This window comes from Gluconobacter morbifer G707, assembly GCF_000234355.1.
In the GTDB taxonomy this organism is placed as follows: Bacteria; Pseudomonadota; Alphaproteobacteria; order Acetobacterales; family Acetobacteraceae; genus Gluconobacter; species Gluconobacter morbifer.
In genome coordinates this window covers 921265-939051 of record NZ_AGQV01000001.1, presented here as the reverse complement: position 1 = coordinate 939051, position 17787 = coordinate 921265, and the positions used below count along the sequence as shown (strand labels likewise).

Below are 17787 nucleotides of genomic sequence, written 5' to 3'. Positions count from 1 at the left end.
TCCCGTCCCGATCAGCCCTCAAGAGCAGGCAGGGCAACCCCCGACCCGACACAGCCTCCCAGAGCGCCATCAATGATGAGTGCGCGGGCGGCTTCCATGTCCGGCGTGAACAGCCGGTCCTGGGCAAAGAAAGGCACAGTTTTCCGCAATGTCTTCGCGACTTCAAGCAGCGGCGCGGATGTTTCCAGAGGCGCCAGGAAATCAAGCCCCTGCACGGCCGCCAGATATTCAACGGCAATGATCGTCCGGACATTGTCCACGATATCGCCGACGCGACGTGCCGCAAACGTCGCCATGGAGACATGATCCTCCTGATTGGCCGAGGTCGGCAGACTATCCACACTCGCCGGATGGGCCAGCGTCTTGTTTTCCGACGCCAGAGCCGCCGCCGTGACCTGCGCGATCATGAAGCCGGAGTTCAGCCCGCTATCCTGCACGAGGAACGGCGGAAGACCACTCATCTGCGCATCGACCAGCAGCGCCAGACGACGCTCGGCGATCGCCCCGACTTCGGACACGGCAATCGCCATGAGATCCGCGGCAATCGCCACAGGCTCGGCATGGAAGTTGCCCCCCGAAATCATTTCGTCCGTATCCGGGAAGTGGATAGGATTGTCCGAAACCGCATTCGCCTCGATTACCAGAACCCGCGCCGCCTGACGCAGATTGTCCAGACAGGCCCCCATAACCTGAGGCTGGCAGCGCAGGCAGTACGGATCCTGCACCCTCTCGTCATCCTCAAGGTGCGATGCCCGGATGGCAGAACCCTGCATCAGCGCGCGATAGACTGCTGCACACTCGATCTGCCCTTTCTGTCCGCGCAGTTCATGCAGACGCGGATCGAACGGCGCATCCGTGCCCCGCGCCGCATCAAGCGTCAGGCCGCCCGTAATGAGGGCGGCATGAAACAGCCGCTCGGCATCCAGAAGAGCCGCAATCGCCAGTGCTGTAGAAGCCTGCGTGCCATTCAGAAGCGCGAGCCCTTCCTTGGCCCCCAGCACCAGCGGCTCAAGCCCCGCCGCCTTCAGGGCCTCTTCGCCCTTCAGGCGCCTGCCCTGATAGAATGCTTCGCCCTCACCGATCACCACGGCCGACATATGCGCCAGCGGAGCCAGATCGCCCGAAGCGCCGACCGATCCCTTCTCCGGAATGACAGGCACGACGCCCCGGTTCAGCATATCCAGCAGAAGCTGCACGATCTGCGGACGCACACCGGAATATCCACGCGCCAGACCATTGGCCTTGAGCAGCAGGATCAGGCGCACCACACGGTCCGGCATCGGCTGACCGATCCCCGCAGCATGGCTCAGCACCAGATTGCGCTGCAGATCCCGCAGACGGTCATCGGGAATACGGGTCTTCGCGAGTTTTCCGAACCCCGTATTCACGCCATAAACAGGCTCGCCACGCCCGACGATGCGCTCAACGGATTCAGCAGCACGCTGCAGGGTCTCAAAGGCCGCGTCGTCCAGACGGACATCCATCTGGCCGAAATAGAAGGTCCGCAGGTCATCGAGTGTGATCTTGCCGGGCGTGAGTGTGAAAGTACTGGTTGTCATGATGATCTCAGGCTCCGCGCGTAATCATGGGAAGATCGAGGCCCTTCTCGCGGGCACAGTCAGTCGCAATATCGTAACCGGCATCGGCATGCCGCATGACCCCTGTCGCAGGATCGTTCCACAGCACCCGCTCCAGACGCCGCGCCGCATCCGGCGTACCATCCGCCACGATCACCATGCCGGAATGTTGGGAGAAGCCCATGCCGACACCGCCGCCATGATGCAGCGAAACCCAGGTCGCGCCCGACGCCGTATTCAGCAGCGCATTAAGCAGCGGCCAGTCGGACACAGCATCCGATCCGTCACGCATGCTTTCGGTCTCACGGTTCGGACTGGCCACTGAACCACTGTCCAGATGGTCACGACCGATCACGATCGGTCCCTTGAGCTCGCCACTGGCAACCATCTCGTTGAACGCCAGCCCCAGACGATGACGATCCCCCAGACCGACCCAGCAGATGCGCGAAGGCAGGCCCTGGAAGTGGATCTTCTCCCGCGCCATATCGAGCCAGTTGTGCAGGTGTTTGTCGTCCGGCAGCAGTTCCTTGACCTTCTGGTCCGTCTTGTAGATGTCCTCCGGATCACCCGAGAGCGCCGCCCATCGGAACGGCCCCACACCCCGGCAGAAAAGCGGGCGGATATAGGCCGGCACGAAGCCCGGGAAGGCAAAGGCGTCTTCAAGGCCTTCGTCAAAAGCCATCTGCCGGATGTTGTTGCCGTAATCGAAGGTCGGAATGCCCTGGCGATGGAACGCAACCATGGCCTCGACCTGAAGCCGCATGGACTCCCGCGCCGCCTTTTCGACCGCTGCCGGATTGGTGAGCCGCATCTTCTCGGCCTTCTCCAACGACCATCCCGCCGGCAGATATCCATTCAGCGGATCATGAGCGGACGTCTGATCCGTCACACCATCCGGACGGATGCCGCGCCGCACCAGTTCCGGAAAGACTTCCGCGGCATTTCCCAGAAGACCGACAGAAACGGCCTCGCCCTTCGCGCAGGCGTCATGAATGATTTCCAAGGCCTCATCCAGATCCTTTACCTGCCGGTCCAGATACCCCGTCTCAAGACGCTTCTGGATACGGGAAGGCTCACATTCCACAGCAAGCATGGACGCACTGGCCATGACGGCCGCCAGAGGCTGCGCTCCGCTCATGCCACCCAGACCGCCCGTCAGGATCCAGCGTCCCTTCAGGTTACCGCCATAATACTGGCGTCCCATTTCCACGAAGGTCTCATACGTGCCCTGAACGATGCCCTGAGACCCGATATAGATCCATGATCCCGCCGTCATCTGCCCATACATCATGAGCCCGGCCCGATCGAGTTCATTGAACTTTTCCCAGGTTGCCCAGTGCGGCACCAGATTGGAGTTCGCGATCAGCACACGCGGCGCATCAGCATGCGTCCGGAACACACCCACCGGCTTGCCGGACTGAACCAGCAGCGTCTGATCGTTTTCCAGGCCACGCAGCGCCTCGACGATCCTGTCATAGCAGTCCCAGTTCCGTGCCGCCCGACCAATACCACCATAGACAACGAGCTCAGACGGCTTTTCCGCAACCTCGGGGTCAAGATTGTTCATCAACATCCGGAGCGGCGCTTCCGTCTGCCAGCTCTTTGCCGAGAGTTCAGGACCAGTCGGGGCGCGGATGACACGATCATTCGAAAGGCGGCTGCCGGAATCACTCATGGGCTTTATCCTGTATGAACTTGTATATACCAATACTCAAATCGCACTGCGGAATTGTCAATCCATTTATGAAATGACACCGGGATTTATTTTCCCGGCCGCCAGCACAGGGCCGTCTCCAGCAGACCGTCGATCATCCGCGACAGACGCACCGCCTTTTCCAGATCGATCGGCCAAGGCGCCTCTTCGCTCCGCAGATAGGTGGATTGCGCGATTTCAAGCTGGACGGCATGGATTCCATGCTCAGGCTGCCCGTAATGCCGCGTCGTATAACCGCCCCTGAAACGACCATTGACGACATGGCTATAAGCCGCATTTCCTGCCAGCCGGCGTTCCAGACGCGCCTGCAACTCCCCGGCACAGGACTGCCCACTATTGGTCCCCAGATTCAGATCCGGAAGCGTCCCCTCAAACAGCCGGGGAATAGTCGATTTGATGGAATGTCCATCCCACAGAACCGCCCATCCCCATTTCTGACGGAGCCGCTCCAGTTCTGCCGACACGGCATCATGGTAAGGGCGCCAGCAAGCTTCCCGCCGCTCGGCAATCTCGCTTTCGTCCGGCTCCTGCCCGGACCGGTAAATGGGCCGTCCATCAAACGTCAGAGATGGCACAAGCCCCGTGCTGGGACGCCCCGGATAAAGCGCCGCATCGTCAGCGCCACGATTCAGGTCCACCACATAACGGGAATGATGAGCCTTCAGTACACCCATCCCCTTTGACAAGGCCCCCGCATAGAGATGTTCCATATACCAGTCAGTATCAGGTAACTGACGTCCCCGTTCCGTCATTCGCTTTTCCATTCCGGGCGTCAGATGGCAGCCGGAGTGAGGAAGGGTCACAAGCACGGGCATCGTGCCGGGAACAAAGGAAAAAACATCCGTCATGATCAGGCTTTCCTTGTAAGATCATAGATCGAGAAGAGTACGCACGGTCCGCCGGAACGCAGCCGTCACGGAATCATGATTCAGGTGTCGCCCATCACGCACGCGCCACTGCCCACCGCACAGTACATTTTTCACGGGAGGCTGACGCGATCCGAAAATGGCCGCATCAAGCACGGCATCATCCTGTAGATACGGCAGCGGCAGCAGATCCTCGTCCAGCACGCACAGATCAGCCCGGGCACCAGCCACTAATCCCCAGGCCTCAAGTCCACAGGCACGCCGACCACCATCCAGAGCCTGACGGTACAGCCATCCGCCCGTAGAGCCCAGAGTCTCAGCCGGCAGGGCCGCACATCGCGTCTGCGTAAAAAGCCTTTGCCCGTATTCCAGAGTACGCAACTCTTCCCACGGACTGACCAGCACGTTGCTGTCACTTCCGATTCCGAAGCGCCCCCCGTCATTCACATAAGACTCAAGCGGAAAAAGGCCGTCCCCCAGATTGGCTTCCGTAATCGGGCAAAGCCCCGCCACAGCTCCGGAACGCGCCATGCCTGCGACCTCGGATGATGACAGATGGGTCGCATGCACCAGACACCATCGCTCGTCCACATCCGCATGAGACAGCAGATACTCCACAGGCCGCGCGCCAACGGAGGCAACGCATTCCTCCACTTCCTTCTGCTGCTCGGCCACATGAATATGAACGGGACCTGTCTGCGCCACCAGAAGATCCGAGGCCGCCTCCAGATCAACAGCCCGCAGCGAATGCAGCCCCAGTCCAACGGACAGAAGCGGCCTCCCTGCCCAAGCTGACCGGGTCTCACTGACGATCCTGCCAATAAGCTCAGGCGTCGTCGCGAACCGCTCCTGAGCCTCCTGCAAAGGGCGACCATCAAAGCCCCCGCGCTCATAAAGCGTCGGCAGAAGCGTCAGTCCGATCCCAACCGCATGCGCCGCCTCGCCAACCCGCAGGGACATCTCCGCCACCTGCCCGTAGGCCACACCACCCGACGCATGATGAAGATAATGAAACTCCGCGACCTGCGTATATCCGGCCGTCAGCATTTCCATATACAGGTAGCTTGCAATGTCCTGCATCTGTGCGGGCGAGATGCGATGCGCGAGCTGATACATCAGCCGGCGCCAGGTCCAGAACGTATCAGCCGGGTTCTGTCGGCTCTCCGCCAGACCCGCCATGCCACGCTGAAAGGCATGGGAATGCAGACTGAGCTGCGATGGAACAACAATCGCTTTCCGCTCAGCTCCGGCAGGCATATCGGAGTCCGGGACAATCGCATCAAATCTCCCGTCGGAAGAAACCGTAATTCTTACATTCCTGCGCCAGCCATCTGGCAGAAGGGCCTGCTCCGCAAACAGTTCCATAACCTCGACATTCCTTCCCTCATCATGCGGAAAGTCTTTTCTTTTTCCGTTGGTTGCGTGATGATAATGGAATTACAAGACTTGTATATACCACTGTGGCGGATTCGGCGCCACCAAGGAAGAATGCGAATGTGGGATACACTCTGGACAGACATTCATGTCGCAACCGCCGATCCGACGCTCATTTCGGAGCAGGATGGCTATGGCTGCATCCATAACGCAGCCATCGGCATTGAAAACGGACGGATCAGCTGGGTCGGCCCAGTTTGCGATCTTCCAGACGTCCCTTCGAATCTGGCCTATGATGTCCGCTCGGGACAGGGGCTCTGGATGACGCCGGGCCTCGTGGATGCCCACACCCATGTCATTTACGCCGGAGACCGCAGTCTGGAGTTCGCCGAACGCCTCAACGGCACCTCCTATGCGGAGATCGCACTTAAGGGCGGCGGTATCGTCTCCACGGTCAATGCGACCCGCAACGTGACCGAAAAAGAACTTTTCGACATCACCGCCCGTCGCGTTCACCGCATGATCGCCGAGGGCACGACAACCCTGGAAATGAAATCCGGCTATGGGCTGACCCTGCAGGATGAACTCAAGCAGCTTCGTGTCGCCCGCGCCATCGGCGCTGCCCTACCCGTGCGCGTCCATGCCACCTTCCTCGGCGCCCACGCTTTGCCCCCGGAGTTCAGAGGCCGTCAGGACGACTATGTCACTCACCTCATCTCAGACATCCTTCCTCAGGCCGCAAAAGAAAACCTGATCGACAGCATTGACGGCTTCTGTGAAAACATCGCTTTCACCCCTGACCAGATCGAGCGGCTCTTCATCGCCGCCTCCGACCTGAATATCCCTGTACGCCTCCATTCCGAGCAGCTCTCCAACAGCGGCGGGACAAAACTGGCAGCCCGTTACGGCGCTCTCTCGACCGACCATCTGGAATATGTCGTCGAAGACGACATCATCGATCTGGCCAGGGCAGGTACGGTCGCCATGCTGCTCCCCGGCGCCTTCTATTTCATCCGCGAAACGCGCATACCCCCCATAGACCTGTTCCGTAAGCACAATGTTCCGATGGGACTTGCTACAGACTGCAACCCCGGTACCTCCCCAAGCGTCAGTCTGACAGGCATCATGAACATGGCCTGCACCCTGTTCCGCATGACCCCGGAAGAGACCTTCTCGGCCGTGACGCGGATCGGCGCCCAGGCCTTGGGTCTTCAGAACATAGCTGGCACACTGGCTGCGGGACAGGTTGCAGATATGCTCCTGTGGGATATCACCGGCCCGCACGAACTTTCATACTGGATCGGAGGCAGAAGACCCATTCATCGGATTTTTGACGGCAAACTGGCTCCTGTGGTATGAAATCGTATATTCTTATCCATACAACCTCTGGTCTAGATAACTGTTTCGCCAGGATGTTTTTTGGATTGCCGCTTCTTGGTTGAAGGACAGCCTGCGACATGAAAATGGCCGCTCCCCGGGAACGCTCTCCCGCTCGGTACGAACAGGTCAAACTCTACATTACCGAGCGTATTCAGGATGGAGAGTGGAAGGAAGGCCAGAAGCTTCCCTCTGAAAGTGAGCTGGTGGATCTCCTCGGCGTCTCTCGCATGACGGTTCACCGCGCCCTTCGCGAACTGATGACCGAGGGGATCGTTGTCCGTGCGCAGGGGGTGGGAACATTCGTTTCCCGACCGTCTCCCAAAGCCGACTTGTTGGAACTCCACGACATCGCCGATGACATCCTGAGTTCAGGCCACACCCACACAGCGCAGGTCATTACACTGGAAGCCATCCGGGCAGACATCGACCTCGCATTTTCCTTCGACATGCGTCCTGGCAGCAAACTCTTCCATTCAGTAATCGTGCATTTCGAAGACGATATTCCGCTTCAGGTAGAAGAACGTTTCGTCTCACCAGCCTTCGCTCCCGAATATCTCCAGCAGGATTTTACCCTGGCCCATCCGCACCGGCATCTGTACCATATTTCTGGCCCTGACGAGATCGAGCACATTGTCTTCGCGGTCTCTCCCACACTGGAACTGCAGTCTCTACTGGACATCGGCCCGCACGAGCCCTGTCTCCAACTGGTTCGCCGCACATGGGTCAAAGGGCGGGTCGTCATGAAAGGAATCTTCACCTATCCCGGCAACCGTTACAGCCTGGGCGGAAGACGAAAATCCACAACCGACGGTTTCCAAATATAGAGGCAGGTAATCACCTCCCTCTCTTTCGAGTATCAGGCTGGGTGCAAAACATGGTTGCGGTCAAGCCGTTTGCGCTCGTCAAAAATCTGGCCTCCACGAACCGTCATTACCCGGGGAACCTGAAGATTTTTCACTTGGCCATGTGGAGCACCTTCCACACGACATCAGTAACCTGCGCCACCGCATCGGTACGTCCAGAAATCTAGGGGCGTCCCAATCCGAACAAACAGGCCCACCTCCAGCATCTTTTTTAAGTGATCTGAACTCTCGTCATTCTCAGCCATTGATCTGTCTCATCAATGGAGGCGATCATGCCTTTTCCGAATAGCGCTTTGCCCAAAAACCCTACAAAAGCCCCCGGCTCTCCTGATGAACAGGAGCGCTTCGATCCCTACCCGGATAAAAGTCCGATCACGGACGAGCCCCCCGAAGAAGAAACTCCGGGAAAATCGTATCCTCCGGAGAAAAAAGCTCCCCCTCCGCCGCCAGATGAGCCACCAGCGCTTCCCGATGGCCCTGAGAACCCGACAAACCAGGTTCAGCACGTCCCTGAACCGTTACTGATGGTGAGCATCTGAAAATGGCGAACAGACGGACGGGTGGACCAGGTGCAGCCGTTCTTTGCCCTGAAAGCATGGGTAAACCCCAACTGGACGGCCATACTCTTTCGGTTATCAATTCAGGTTCTTCATTCCTGCGCAGACAGGTCCTTGTCTGGAAAAAACAGAGAATTGTCGTGATTCCCGTGTGTAACGAGGAAGAGCATATCGCTCCCTGCCTTTTCGCCCTGGCCGCGCAGAAGCATCCGCCAGACAAGGTCGTTCTCTGGATCAACAACACGACGGACGATACTCATCATCAGGCTGTCTCTCTGGCCGACAGGCTCCCATTCGAGCTGGAAACTGTCACGGTCTTTTATGACCCGTCAGTAGCAAGCGCCGGTGTGGCACGGCGTGATGCCATAGCCCATGCTGCCAGAACTGCGTCGCCCGACGCCATTCTGTTAACCACGGATGCCGATAGTAAAGTCGCCGATGACTGGATGGACAGCATTCTTGCAGCGTTCATTCGATATCCTGTTGAAGCCGTTTTCGGTCATGTCCTTCTTTTTCCAGAAGAACACAGGAAAATTCCTCCCCACCTTCATGAGGATGAGAAGTCGGAACGGGCCTATGGAGCACTTCTGGAACAGATCGGACTGCTGCTCAGCCCCGAACCCCACGACCCGTGGCCCCGGCATCTGGAACATTCAGGTGCCAGCATCGCTGTCACACATCAGGCATGGCGTAAGGCAGGCGGGATTCCAGATGTTTCTTCAGGAGAAGACCGGGAATTTTATCGCGCATTACGGCAGAAAGGGATTCCTGTCCGCCATGCCCCGGAAGTGAAGGTGTACGTCTCAGCACGCCTTCAGGGACGGGCCCGGGGTGGCATGGCGGAAACCCTGGCAAGGCGCCTGATCGCACAGGACGAACATATCGACGACGCCTTCGAACCGGTGTCCAGACGCCTGCTGCGTCTTCGAAGAGAACATGCATACTGGCACGCAAGTCAGTCATCCTGCCTCGAAATACCCTATCCGGAGCTTCCTGCCATTCCTATTCGCCGTAGTGAACTGCAGCGGCATCATGAGCGGGCGCTGCGAGTTCTCAATTTTCTTCGTCGGAAGAAACGCCTTTCGTCTGAGAATTTCCGGACCAGCACAACCGGTCTATACGATATCCGTCACCCCGTTCTGACAGATCAGGACCCCAGTATCTTTTATGGCAGGCCCGGATAAAACACTCGGCCGCCTCATCTCCCGTGCAGGGCGTATCTGTCTGTCCGGTCCAGTTTACGATCAGGATATGCCCTGTCGATACCAGGCTCTCCATCACCATGCCAGCAAGGCACCGAATGTCTTCTGGTGCCAGGAAGTAAAGAATTTCCGAAATAAGCACGAGATCACAACCGGCAGCTTCTGAAACCGGATAATCCACCGGCAGGAAAGCCTTCAGAAAATTGACGTGTGCCTGTCTCTGGCATCGTTCCCTTGCGATAACAAGCGCATTTTCCGATGCATCAACTGCCAGAACACGCTGACAGTGTTCTGAAAGCGCCAGCGTACTGACCCCGATTGCACATCCAAGCTCTACAACAAAGGAAACCGGAGAGGCAGGAAGGCATTCCAGAACCCGCGCAAGCTTCTTTTTCTCGTACGGACTGCTTTCAAAGCCCCAGGGATCAGGATTGTCCTGAAACAGATTTTCGAAGACTTCCGGTTTCCATGTATCATTGCTCATGACGCGATGAAGATTTCATAAGGCTGCAGAATTTTTCCCAGGAGATGTTCCGGCAGAACAAAGCCCGTCGGATCATCCTCCACGACCAACCCACGCTGGCTCCGATGTGCCAGAACGGCTGCCCGTTTCCTGTCCAGAAAGGCCCGGACATCAAGCCGCCAGCCTGTTGGAACCGCCTCTTCGATTTCCATTTCAGGAGGCAGGGTCAGACCCCAGACAGGATAAGACAGTATCCTGAGATTTGGCCGCAGGGTTTTCAGCTTCTGCCCCATGATCCAGACGGCTTCGTGGTCGCAGTGCGGATCATGCCGCCACGGCACCAGAACCGTCGTGCAATCATGACGAAGGACAATTTCAAGCAGCTGAGAAATAGCGGCGTCAAAGCCCTCACCCTCCGTCGAAACGGCCGTATCCTGCAATCCCAGAAACAACAGCCGGTCAGAGGGCAAACCAAGCTCCGCCACAGCATCCCGGGTCTCTTCCTGACGAAGCCGGGCAAGCCGCCCGGACGGCCACGTCAATGAACGGGGATGAGACGCCGACCCATCAGAAACGATCACCACAACCGCCGGCCGCCCATTGCTGACCGTCGTCGCGATAAAGCCCCCGCAGCCCAGACTTTCATCATCCGGATGAGGAGACAGGACAAGCGTCGTCCCGCATGCAATCGTCTCGAGGGGCGCAACCGGAAAACTGGCAAAATACTGAAGCATGTCCTGAATTTTCATGCATGCTCCTCCGGCCAGTCATGGCGGACAAACCAGGCAGCGCCTTCAGTCAACGCTTCATCCGGAGCCGGCTGCCTCAGATAAGTCGCCAGATCCCGCATGACCTGTTCAACCGCCCTCCCCCTTACAAAAGCTGAAAGACCAAGCCCCCTCTGTACAAGCGTGATCAGATCCAGAGCCGCTCGCTCAACGGCAATCCGCGCAAGATTGACAGTAGCAGTCACTTCTTCATGTTCCATATCTGAACCACCGCACGCCGCATGGGCAGCCCGCTCAATCCACATGGAAGCCGTCCTCTGAAGGATAGCTGCTTCTCCAATCCGAAAAAGCTGATGCGGATTATTGGCCCGACCCCGCGTCAGAAGTTCCTGCTTCAGCAGATCAACCAAGCGGTCCATGCCGCCAAGGGCAACTGCCGATCCCCGCCACGCTCCGGCAGAAAATTCAGGCTGCCGCAGATAGTCTCCCGCAGACCCAAGAATATTCTCGCCGGCAATGGAAAGATCCGTGAAATCATAAGCGCCCGTCCCACTCGCCTGCATACCGGTCAGCTTGCCCGGCCCCGGTCGCCTGCGATCAGCATCAGTGGTCGGGGCCAGCACCATAACCGAATCTTCTTTCTCGGTCAGAGCTGTTATCAACGCCAGACCAACCTCACTGACACCGCTTGCAAATCCCTTGATGCCGGAAAGCCTGTATCCCTCACCTGCCTTTCGTATCGATACAGGAATATTGTTGTCCGTAACCCATATGCCAGCCAGAACGCCAGTCCTGAGAGTACGAGCCAAGGCGTGAAACTGCGTTTTTGTGCCATATAGCCCCGCAAGCCGCACAACATTCATGTGCCCTTCCAGACACCGCCCCAGAGAGAGACTTAGATACCCCACCCGCCGCAAGAGAATGAGAAGCGCCCTGCTTCCTTCTTCAGACGAGCTGGCCAGTCCGAGGCCTCCCTCTTCAGCCGTGAGAAGAGCATCCAGCGCTCCGATCTCCCGTAAAGCATTCAGAAGCTCCGCAGGAAAAAGATTTTCGGTTGGAATGAATGGTCTGGCCTTCCAGTCCTCATACAGATGCTTCAGCCTGACCCGAAATGCAGAAAGGCCGTCGTCAGAAATATCCTGACCAGAATTCAACATGCCTGAGCGTCCTTCCACGCAATCCAGATCTGGCAACGCCCGGTTACCAGTCATGGATCCCGATCAGAACACAGTCCCCGGTCACTATTCTGCGGGAATGAGCTGCATCTGAAACCGGAGGATGGATTTCTGACATGGCCAATGCAAAGAGGCAGGCCACGGCGAGCCCACAGACACATTGGAGAACAGCAACTCCCACGCTATTCGCCGGGCAGGATAAAGATCGTGACGTAACAGATGCCCAGCATTAGACGTGGGTGCGCGAGGGTATCCAGTTATCTACCCACAAACAGGCCAGAACGGCCCCCACCCCTCTCCCGGCCATAACCAGCCGCGATCCATCCTCTGTTGCAAGAAAAGCCGCCAGAAAGTCCCTCAGGCTGACCTGAACATTTGCAAACAGCAAGCTTAACCCGTCCAAAAAAAGGACTATTCCTTCAGTGACGAAGTTACGCCCTGTTTTTCACCGCCATAATTCCCGTCAAAGTATTTTCAGAAGTTCAACAGATGCCGGATATCTGATTCGTTCGTACTGAATGTCCAGGTCACGAATATGTTACGAAAAATAATGACTGTTCTCCCCTTTTCTCAAAATGAATATCACGCACAGTCATCTTCACATCTGAAAAATATTCACCGACAGAAAGAAATTTATCTCCCGCATCGCAGATAATTTCGTGAAACCTGAGCTCTGCCTGCTTCTTATACCCTGACACACTTAAAAAACTGATGCCGAACGGAGCGCTTCCCAATGACCGATGTGTCTGTCGCTAGCCCCTGTCGCCTCCAGATCAATGGAAAATCTTACTCTGCTGATCTGTCTCCCTCTGTAACATTACTGGACCTTCTGCGTGAGCGTCTGGATCTCACCGGCACGAAAAAGGGATGCGATCATGGACAATGCGGTGCCTGCACCGTTCTCGTTGACGGCAAGCGCGTGAAAAGCTGCCTCATCCTGGCTGTATCGATCCCGGATGCCGAGGTCACGACAATCGAAGGGCTGGCGCATGAAGGCCATCTGCATCCGATGCAGCAGGCCTTCGTTGACCAGGATGCCTTCCAGTGCGGCTACTGTACGCCAGGACAGATCATGTCGGCGGTCGCCCTTCTGGAAGAAGGACATGTGCGCACCCGCGAGGAAATCCGTGAGTTCATGAGCGGCAATCTCTGCCGGTGCGGAGCCTATAACGGTATCATTGACGCCATTGAACAGGTCCTCACCCAGCAACAGCAGGACCGGGCCGGAGAAGCTGCATGAGACATTTCTCCTATTCCCGCCCCGAAACCCTCGATAGCGCCTGTCACACTCCAGACCATACACGGTATCTGGCAGGAGGCACAAACCTCATTGACCTCATGAAATCGGACGTCGAACGCCCCGAACATGTCGTCGATCTCAGCGCCCTGTCCATGAGCCAGATCGAGGAACGTCCTGACGGCGTCCTGCGCCTCGGCGCCCTCGCCACCAATGCCGATACGGCGGCTCACCCGCTCGTCACCGAACGTTATCCTCTCCTGGCCTCCGCCATCCTCGCTGGCGCCAGCCCACAGATCCGGAACAGGGCAACGAACGGTGGAAACCTCAACCAGAGAACCCGATGCCATTATTTCTATGACCCGGACATGGCCTGCAACAAGCGCTCACCGGGTACAGGATGCTCTGCAAAAGGCGGACGAAACCGGATCATGGCCATTTTGGGGACCAGCGACGCCTGTATCGCCACCTTCCCATCCGACATGTGCATAGCGCTTGCGGCCCTGAACGCGACGGTCAACCTTACCGGTCCGGAAGGTGAACGTCAGGTTCCCCTTCGCGAATATCACCGTCTCCCGGAAGATACACCGTGGCAGGACAACATCCTGCGTACCGGCGAAATCGTCACGTCCATTGACCTTCCTCCCCTCTCTTTCGGCCCACATCACACGTATCTCAAGATACGTGACCGCCTGTCTTTCGCTTTTGCAATCGTCTCCGTCGCAGCGGGCCTGCAGATGGAAAACAATACGATCCGCAAAGCCTGCGTTGCCATGGGCGGCGTCGGGACAAAGCCCTGGTGTGTTCCGGAAGCCGAGGCACTCCTCGAAGGGAAAATGCCCTCCCACTCCCTGTTCCGGGACGCCGCCGAATGTCTTCTGCAAGGGGCCGTCACCGACCGCGACAATGCCGCAAAGCTGAAGCTGGCACCTCGCGTGATCATTCGCGCGCTATCGCAGGCGGCCGCTGGCACGCCTCAGTCCCAGACGCAAAAGAACATTTTCTGAAAGAGCCCGGGCATGACAATCCACTCAGCAAAAATCGGACAACCCATTTCCCGGATCGATGGCCTCGCCAAAGTGACAGGACAGGCCAGATACGCTGCCGAACCCCATCCCGCCGGCATGCTGTACGGCTTCATCGTGAACAGTCCCATCGCCCGGGGGCGCATTGAGACGATCCGGGATGATGCAGCCCGTTCAGTGCCCGGCGTGGTGGAAATCATGACCCACCTCAATCGCCCTCATACCGCGCTTTTTGAAAAGTCCTATGTGGATGGTCTAGGCGTCCCCGGCTCCCCCTACAGGCCGCTTCACGACGCAAAGATAAATTTCAATGGCCAGCCGGTTGCCGTTGTCTTCGCAGAGACATTCGAAGCCGCCCGTGAAGCCGCGATGCTCGTCGAAGTTGATTACGAATGCTGGCCTCATAACGCGGACTTCGAAGCGTCCCTGCATCAGAAATACATGCCCAGCAAACCGCGCAGTAACTACGTGCCGCCCAAATCACGCGGAAACGCTGCCGAAGCCTATGCCCTCAGTCCGATCAAGATCGAAGGGCGCTATCACCTGGCTCCCGAACATCACAATCCCATGGAAATGCACGCCACCACCGTTGTTGCCGAAGATGACGGCACCTTCACGGTCTGGGACAAGACACAGGGCCCGCAGGCCGTACAGGCCTACCTGACGAGTGCCCTGTCTCTCTCCAAGGATCAGGTCCGCGTTCGCAATCCCTATGTTGGCGGTGCATTCGGATCCGGCCTGCGAGCCCAGCACAACGTCTTTCTGGCAGCCCTCGGCGCAAAAATGCTGAAGCGCTCGACCCGTATCACCCTGACGCGCCCGCAGATGTTCACCCATGTCTTCCGCCCGGAAGCCGTCATGGATATTGCCCTTGGTGCCCAGCTGGACGGCACGTTGCAATCCATGATCGTCGACGGCGTGACGGACACGTCCCGCTTCGAACACAACATGGAAAATCTCGTTATCTGGGGCCTGATCAATTACAAATGTCCCAACGCAACGGCTGATTACAAGGTCGCCCCGCGCGATACCTATACCTCCAGCGACATGCGGGCTCCGGGAGCGGCCACAGGCGTCAATCTCTTTGAAATGGCTATCGATGAAATGGCCTATGCCTGCAATATGGACCCGCTCGAATTTCGCCTGCACAACTATTCCGACATCGACGCCATGCATGACATGCCTCTGACCAGCAAGGCGCTGAAAGAGGCCATGCTTGAGGGCGCGGAACGTTTCGGCTGGCATGACCGCCTGATGGCACCAGGGAGCATGCGGGAGGGCAAGGAACTGATCGGCTGGGGCATGGCGACAGGCATCTGGGACGCAATGTTCTCCCCCACGTCAGCACGCGCCACCCTGACTTCCGATGGACGTCTGCATATCGCAACGGCCGCCTCCGACATCGGGACAGGAACCTATACGATCCTGGCACAGACAGCTTCTGAAGCGTTCGGTATGCCAATAGATCGGATCGATATCGAACTGGGCGATTCAACCCTTCCAGAGTGTCCAACGGAAGGCGGATCGTGGACGGCTGCCTCCGCAGGAGCTGCCGTCTGGCTTGCCTGTCAGAGCCTGCGCGAGAAGCTTTTCAAAACGCTGGGCAAAAGCGGGAATATCTCTACCTGGCTGATCGAGGGTCTATCGAACAACACCACGGTCCTGCAGGATGGCTTTCTTCATGGCATGGGCGAAGATGAAACTCTCAGGCTTTCCCTGTCCGAAGCCTTGTCCCTGACGGGTCAGGAAAAGCTCGAAGTCGAGGAAACCGCAAAGCCCGGCCTACGCGGAACCATCAGCCAGATGAGAAAAGCTCGCTTCACCCATAGCGCAGTCTTCTGCGAGGTCCGCGTGGATGCAGAACTCGGCATTGTGCGCGTAAGCCGTCTCGTCAATGCCGTCGCGGCTGGTCGCATCATGAATCCCAAAACTGCAGCCAGTCAGGTCCGCGGTGCCATGGTAATGGCTACTGGCATGGCGCTTCACGAAGAATCCCTGATGGATGAACGCGTCGGCCGCTTTATGAACCACAATTTCTCCGAATATCACATTCCGGCCCATGCGGACATTCCACATATGGACGTCCTTTTCGTCAAAGAAAAAGACTCGGAAGTCAGCCCGCTCGGCATCAAGGGTGTGGGTGAAATCGGCATGTGCGGGACGGCTGCAGCTATCGCCAACGCAATTTTCCATGCAACAGGCCAGCGTCATCGCAATTTGCCAGTTACCCCTGGAAGCTGAGTCTTACTTCCTCTCTGGGCTGTCTGCACCAGAGAGGAAGCCGACCATCAGGTTTGAAGAATAACCGCTGTTAATCAGCCGTTGATGATCATGCCACCATTCACATGTAGTGTCTGTCCAGTTACGAAAGACCCGTCCTCGCTTGCAAGATAAACATAGGCCGGGCCAAGCTCCGCAGGATCGCCACAGCGCCCCATGGGCGTGTCTTTCCCCAGATCAGCAACAGCCTGGGGATCGACAACACCCCAGCTCGCTGGCTGCAGCGGGGTCCATACTGGTCCCGGAGCCACGGCATTCACGCGAATTCCCTTTGAAACCAGTTGCAGCGCCAGCGCACGCGTGAATCCCATTTCTGCGGCTTTGGTCGTTGAATACGCCAGCAACGCTTTGTTTCCCGCAAAAGCATTGATGGAAGAGGTATTGATGATAGCGCTCCCTTTTCCAAGATGCGGAAGAGCGGCACGGACCAGATAGAAATAGCCGTTGATGTTGGTGTCCATATGACGCTGCCATTCCTCATCGGATATGGCACTGACATCTTCTTGGACAACCTGAACACCGGCATTGTTGACAAGAATGTCCAGACTTCCGAACGCATCCACAACGCGCGCAACGGCATCATTACAGACCTGACTGGACGAAACATCGCCGGCAATAGCCAGCCCCTTGCGACCTTCCTTTTCAATGAGGCGCACTGTCTCCTGTGCATTTTCATGCTCCTCCAGATAAAGGATCGCGACATCAGCGCCTTCTCGAGCAAAATGCAGCGCAGCAGCCCGTCCGATTCCGCTATCTCCACCACTGATCAGAGCCTTCCGACCCGCCAGTTTCCTGCTTCCACGATAATCAGACCGGATATGAATAGCCTTGGGCTGCATTGGCCCTTCCAGGCCAGGTTGATGGTCTTGGGATTGCGGAAGAATATGATCAGGCATGAAACAGCACTCCGAAAACGGTTCTGGCGTTCTCCGAGGAGAACACTCCTGCCATGTTCAACTTCCAACGCAGGCAAGTGTTGCTTCACGTCTCTGCTGGCCCGATCTTCGAAGCAGGCATCATTTCATGCAGCCTGTCGTGGTGAAATCATCCACGATCAGTTACCTTAGAGGGTCGACCAACGTTATCCCGGCCACCGATATGAAGCCAGATTCATTGTTCTAGCGCCCTTCCGCGTTAACAAAGGGATCCCCAAAAATTGGACAAGGTAATAAGCTGTTCCCGAACTGCCAGAGAAAAGATTTCATAAAGATTACGAGAAGACGGTCTTCAGGTAAGTTCAGGGTCTGGATGGCGCTGCAGATGCCCCGTGACGAGCAAATGTGGCTGAAATTGGCGTCAGAGCAAAACATGCACCAGAAGATGATTGCCCTATAGAAACATCAGGC

General features: G+C 57.3%; 13 protein-coding genes and 1 pseudogene. 6 read left to right on the top strand and 8 right to left on the bottom strand.

Features of this window, described 5'->3' with window-relative positions:
* Positions 1 to 11: 11 nt before the first annotated feature.
* The 4 genes from hutH to GMO_RS04245 all read right to left on the bottom strand — a co-directional run bounded on the left by hutH (position 12) and on the right by GMO_RS04245 (position 5522).
* Positions 12 to 1559 (bottom strand): histidine ammonia-lyase, encoded by a 1548-nt coding sequence (gene hutH, locus GMO_RS04260; RefSeq protein WP_008851056.1) that lies wholly within the window; start codon positions 1557 to 1559, stop codon positions 12 to 14.
* A gap of 7 nt (positions 1560 to 1566) precedes the next feature.
* Positions 1567 to 3252, bottom strand: coding sequence for a urocanate hydratase (gene hutU / locus GMO_RS04255; RefSeq protein WP_008851055.1), 1686 nt, complete (start codon positions 3250 to 3252; stop codon positions 1567 to 1569).
* Positions 3253 to 3338: 86 nt separating this feature from the next.
* The gene (gene hutG / locus GMO_RS04250; protein ID WP_008851054.1) at positions 3339 to 4139 is read right to left on the bottom strand and encodes an N-formylglutamate deformylase; all 801 of its coding nucleotides are present in this window, start codon (positions 4137 to 4139) and stop codon (positions 3339 to 3341) included.
* A 21-nt stretch (positions 4140 to 4160) separates the two neighbouring features.
* Positions 4161 to 5522, bottom strand: coding sequence for a formimidoylglutamate deiminase (locus GMO_RS04245; RefSeq protein WP_008851053.1), 1362 nt, complete (start codon positions 5520 to 5522; stop codon positions 4161 to 4163).
* Between the two features lie 129 nt (positions 5523 to 5651).
* On the opposite strand from GMO_RS04245, the gene hutI reads away from it, so the two are divergent.
* The 3 genes from hutI (at position 5652) to GMO_RS04225 (ending at position 9515) form a co-directional block, all read left to right on the top strand.
* Positions 5652 to 6890: an imidazolonepropionase gene (gene hutI / locus GMO_RS04240; RefSeq protein WP_008851052.1), complete on the top strand. Its 1239-nt coding sequence runs from the start codon at positions 5652 to 5654 to the stop codon at positions 6888 to 6890.
* Between the two features lie 98 nt (positions 6891 to 6988).
* Positions 6989 to 7735 (top strand): histidine utilization repressor, encoded by a 747-nt coding sequence (gene hutC, locus GMO_RS04235; protein ID WP_008851051.1) that lies wholly within the window; start codon positions 6989 to 6991, stop codon positions 7733 to 7735.
* A 634-nt stretch (positions 7736 to 8369) separates the two neighbouring features.
* The gene (locus GMO_RS04225) at positions 8370 to 9515 is read left to right on the top strand and encodes a glycosyltransferase (protein ID WP_050801403.1); all 1146 of its coding nucleotides are present in this window, start codon (positions 8370 to 8372) and stop codon (positions 9513 to 9515) included.
* Positions 9516 to 9549: 34 nt separating this feature from the next.
* Here the strand turns inward: GMO_RS04225 and GMO_RS13765 are convergent.
* From GMO_RS13765 to GMO_RS04210, 3 genes and pseudogenes are all read right to left on the bottom strand, one after another.
* Positions 9550 to 10017 (bottom strand): annotated as a pseudogene (locus GMO_RS13765) (class I SAM-dependent DNA methyltransferase); the annotation flags it as partial.
* Positions 10014 to 10745: a PIG-L deacetylase family protein gene (locus GMO_RS04215; RefSeq protein WP_008851045.1), complete on the bottom strand. Its 732-nt coding sequence runs from the start codon at positions 10743 to 10745 to the stop codon at positions 10014 to 10016. The gene GMO_RS04215 and the pseudogene GMO_RS13765, both read right to left, overlap by 4 nt.
* Positions 10742 to 11881: an acyl-CoA dehydrogenase family protein gene (locus GMO_RS04210; RefSeq protein ID WP_040507457.1), complete on the bottom strand. Its 1140-nt coding sequence runs from the start codon at positions 11879 to 11881 to the stop codon at positions 10742 to 10744. Before GMO_RS04210 ends, GMO_RS04215 begins: the two co-directional genes overlap by 4 nt.
* A gap of 751 nt (positions 11882 to 12632) precedes the next feature.
* On the opposite strand from GMO_RS04210, the gene GMO_RS04205 reads away from it, so the two are divergent.
* Genes GMO_RS04205 through GMO_RS04195 form a run of 3 tightly spaced genes read left to right on the top strand, consistent with a single transcriptional unit; the run spans position 12633 to position 16402 of the window.
* Entirely contained in the window at positions 12633 to 13139 is a 507-nt protein-coding gene (locus GMO_RS04205) for a (2Fe-2S)-binding protein (RefSeq protein WP_008851041.1), read from the top strand.
* On the top strand, positions 13136 to 14143 hold the full coding sequence (locus tag GMO_RS04200; protein ID WP_008851040.1) for an FAD binding domain-containing protein: 1008 nt from the start codon (positions 13136 to 13138) through the stop codon (positions 14141 to 14143). Before GMO_RS04205 ends, GMO_RS04200 begins: the two co-directional genes overlap by 4 nt.
* A gap of 12 nt (positions 14144 to 14155) precedes the next feature.
* Positions 14156 to 16402: a xanthine dehydrogenase family protein molybdopterin-binding subunit gene (locus GMO_RS04195; RefSeq protein WP_008851039.1), complete on the top strand. Its 2247-nt coding sequence runs from the start codon at positions 14156 to 14158 to the stop codon at positions 16400 to 16402.
* 74 nt (positions 16403 to 16476) lie between these two features.
* Here GMO_RS04195 and GMO_RS04190 read toward each other — a convergent pair whose 3' ends face one another.
* A complete protein-coding gene (locus GMO_RS04190; RefSeq protein ID WP_040507455.1) occupies positions 16477 to 17337 on the bottom strand; it encodes a glucose 1-dehydrogenase in 861 nt (286 codons plus the stop codon).
* Positions 17338 to 17787 lie beyond the last annotated feature (450 nt).

What these genes read in the sequence shown, in the direction of transcription:
- hutI (WP_008851052.1), top strand. Translation starts at nt 5,652, where the DNA reads ATGTGGGATACACTCTGGACAGACATTCATGTCGCAACCGCCGATCCG.
- GMO_RS04225 (WP_050801403.1), top strand. Translation starts at nt 8,370, where the DNA reads ATGGGTAAACCCCAACTGGACGGCCATACTCTTTCGGTTATCAATTCA.
- hutG (WP_008851054.1), bottom strand. Translation starts at nt 4,139, where the DNA reads ATGACGGATGTTTTTTCCTTTGTTCCCGGCACGATGCCCGTGCTTGTG.
- GMO_RS04205 (WP_008851041.1), top strand. Translation starts at nt 12,633, where the DNA reads ATGACCGATGTGTCTGTCGCTAGCCCCTGTCGCCTCCAGATCAATGGA.
- GMO_RS04245 (WP_008851053.1), bottom strand. Translation starts at nt 5,522, where the DNA reads ATGGAACTGTTTGCGGAGCAGGCCCTTCTGCCAGATGGCTGGCGCAGG.
- GMO_RS04200 (WP_008851040.1), top strand. Translation starts at nt 13,136, where the DNA reads ATGAGACATTTCTCCTATTCCCGCCCCGAAACCCTCGATAGCGCCTGT.
- GMO_RS04190 (WP_040507455.1), bottom strand. Translation starts at nt 17,337, where the DNA reads ATGCCTGATCATATTCTTCCGCAATCCCAAGACCATCAACCTGGCCTG.
- GMO_RS04210 (WP_040507457.1), bottom strand. Translation starts at nt 11,881, where the DNA reads ATGTTGAATTCTGGTCAGGATATTTCTGACGACGGCCTTTCTGCATTT.
- hutU (WP_008851055.1), bottom strand. Translation starts at nt 3,252, where the DNA reads ATGAGTGATTCCGGCAGCCGCCTTTCGAATGATCGTGTCATCCGCGCC.
- GMO_RS04195 (WP_008851039.1), top strand. Translation starts at nt 14,156, where the DNA reads ATGACAATCCACTCAGCAAAAATCGGACAACCCATTTCCCGGATCGAT.
- GMO_RS04215 (WP_008851045.1), bottom strand. Translation starts at nt 10,745, where the DNA reads ATGAAAATTCAGGACATGCTTCAGTATTTTGCCAGTTTTCCGGTTGCG.
- hutH (WP_008851056.1), bottom strand. Translation starts at nt 1,559, where the DNA reads ATGACAACCAGTACTTTCACACTCACGCCCGGCAAGATCACACTCGAT.
- hutC (WP_008851051.1), top strand. Translation starts at nt 6,989, where the DNA reads ATGAAAATGGCCGCTCCCCGGGAACGCTCTCCCGCTCGGTACGAACAG.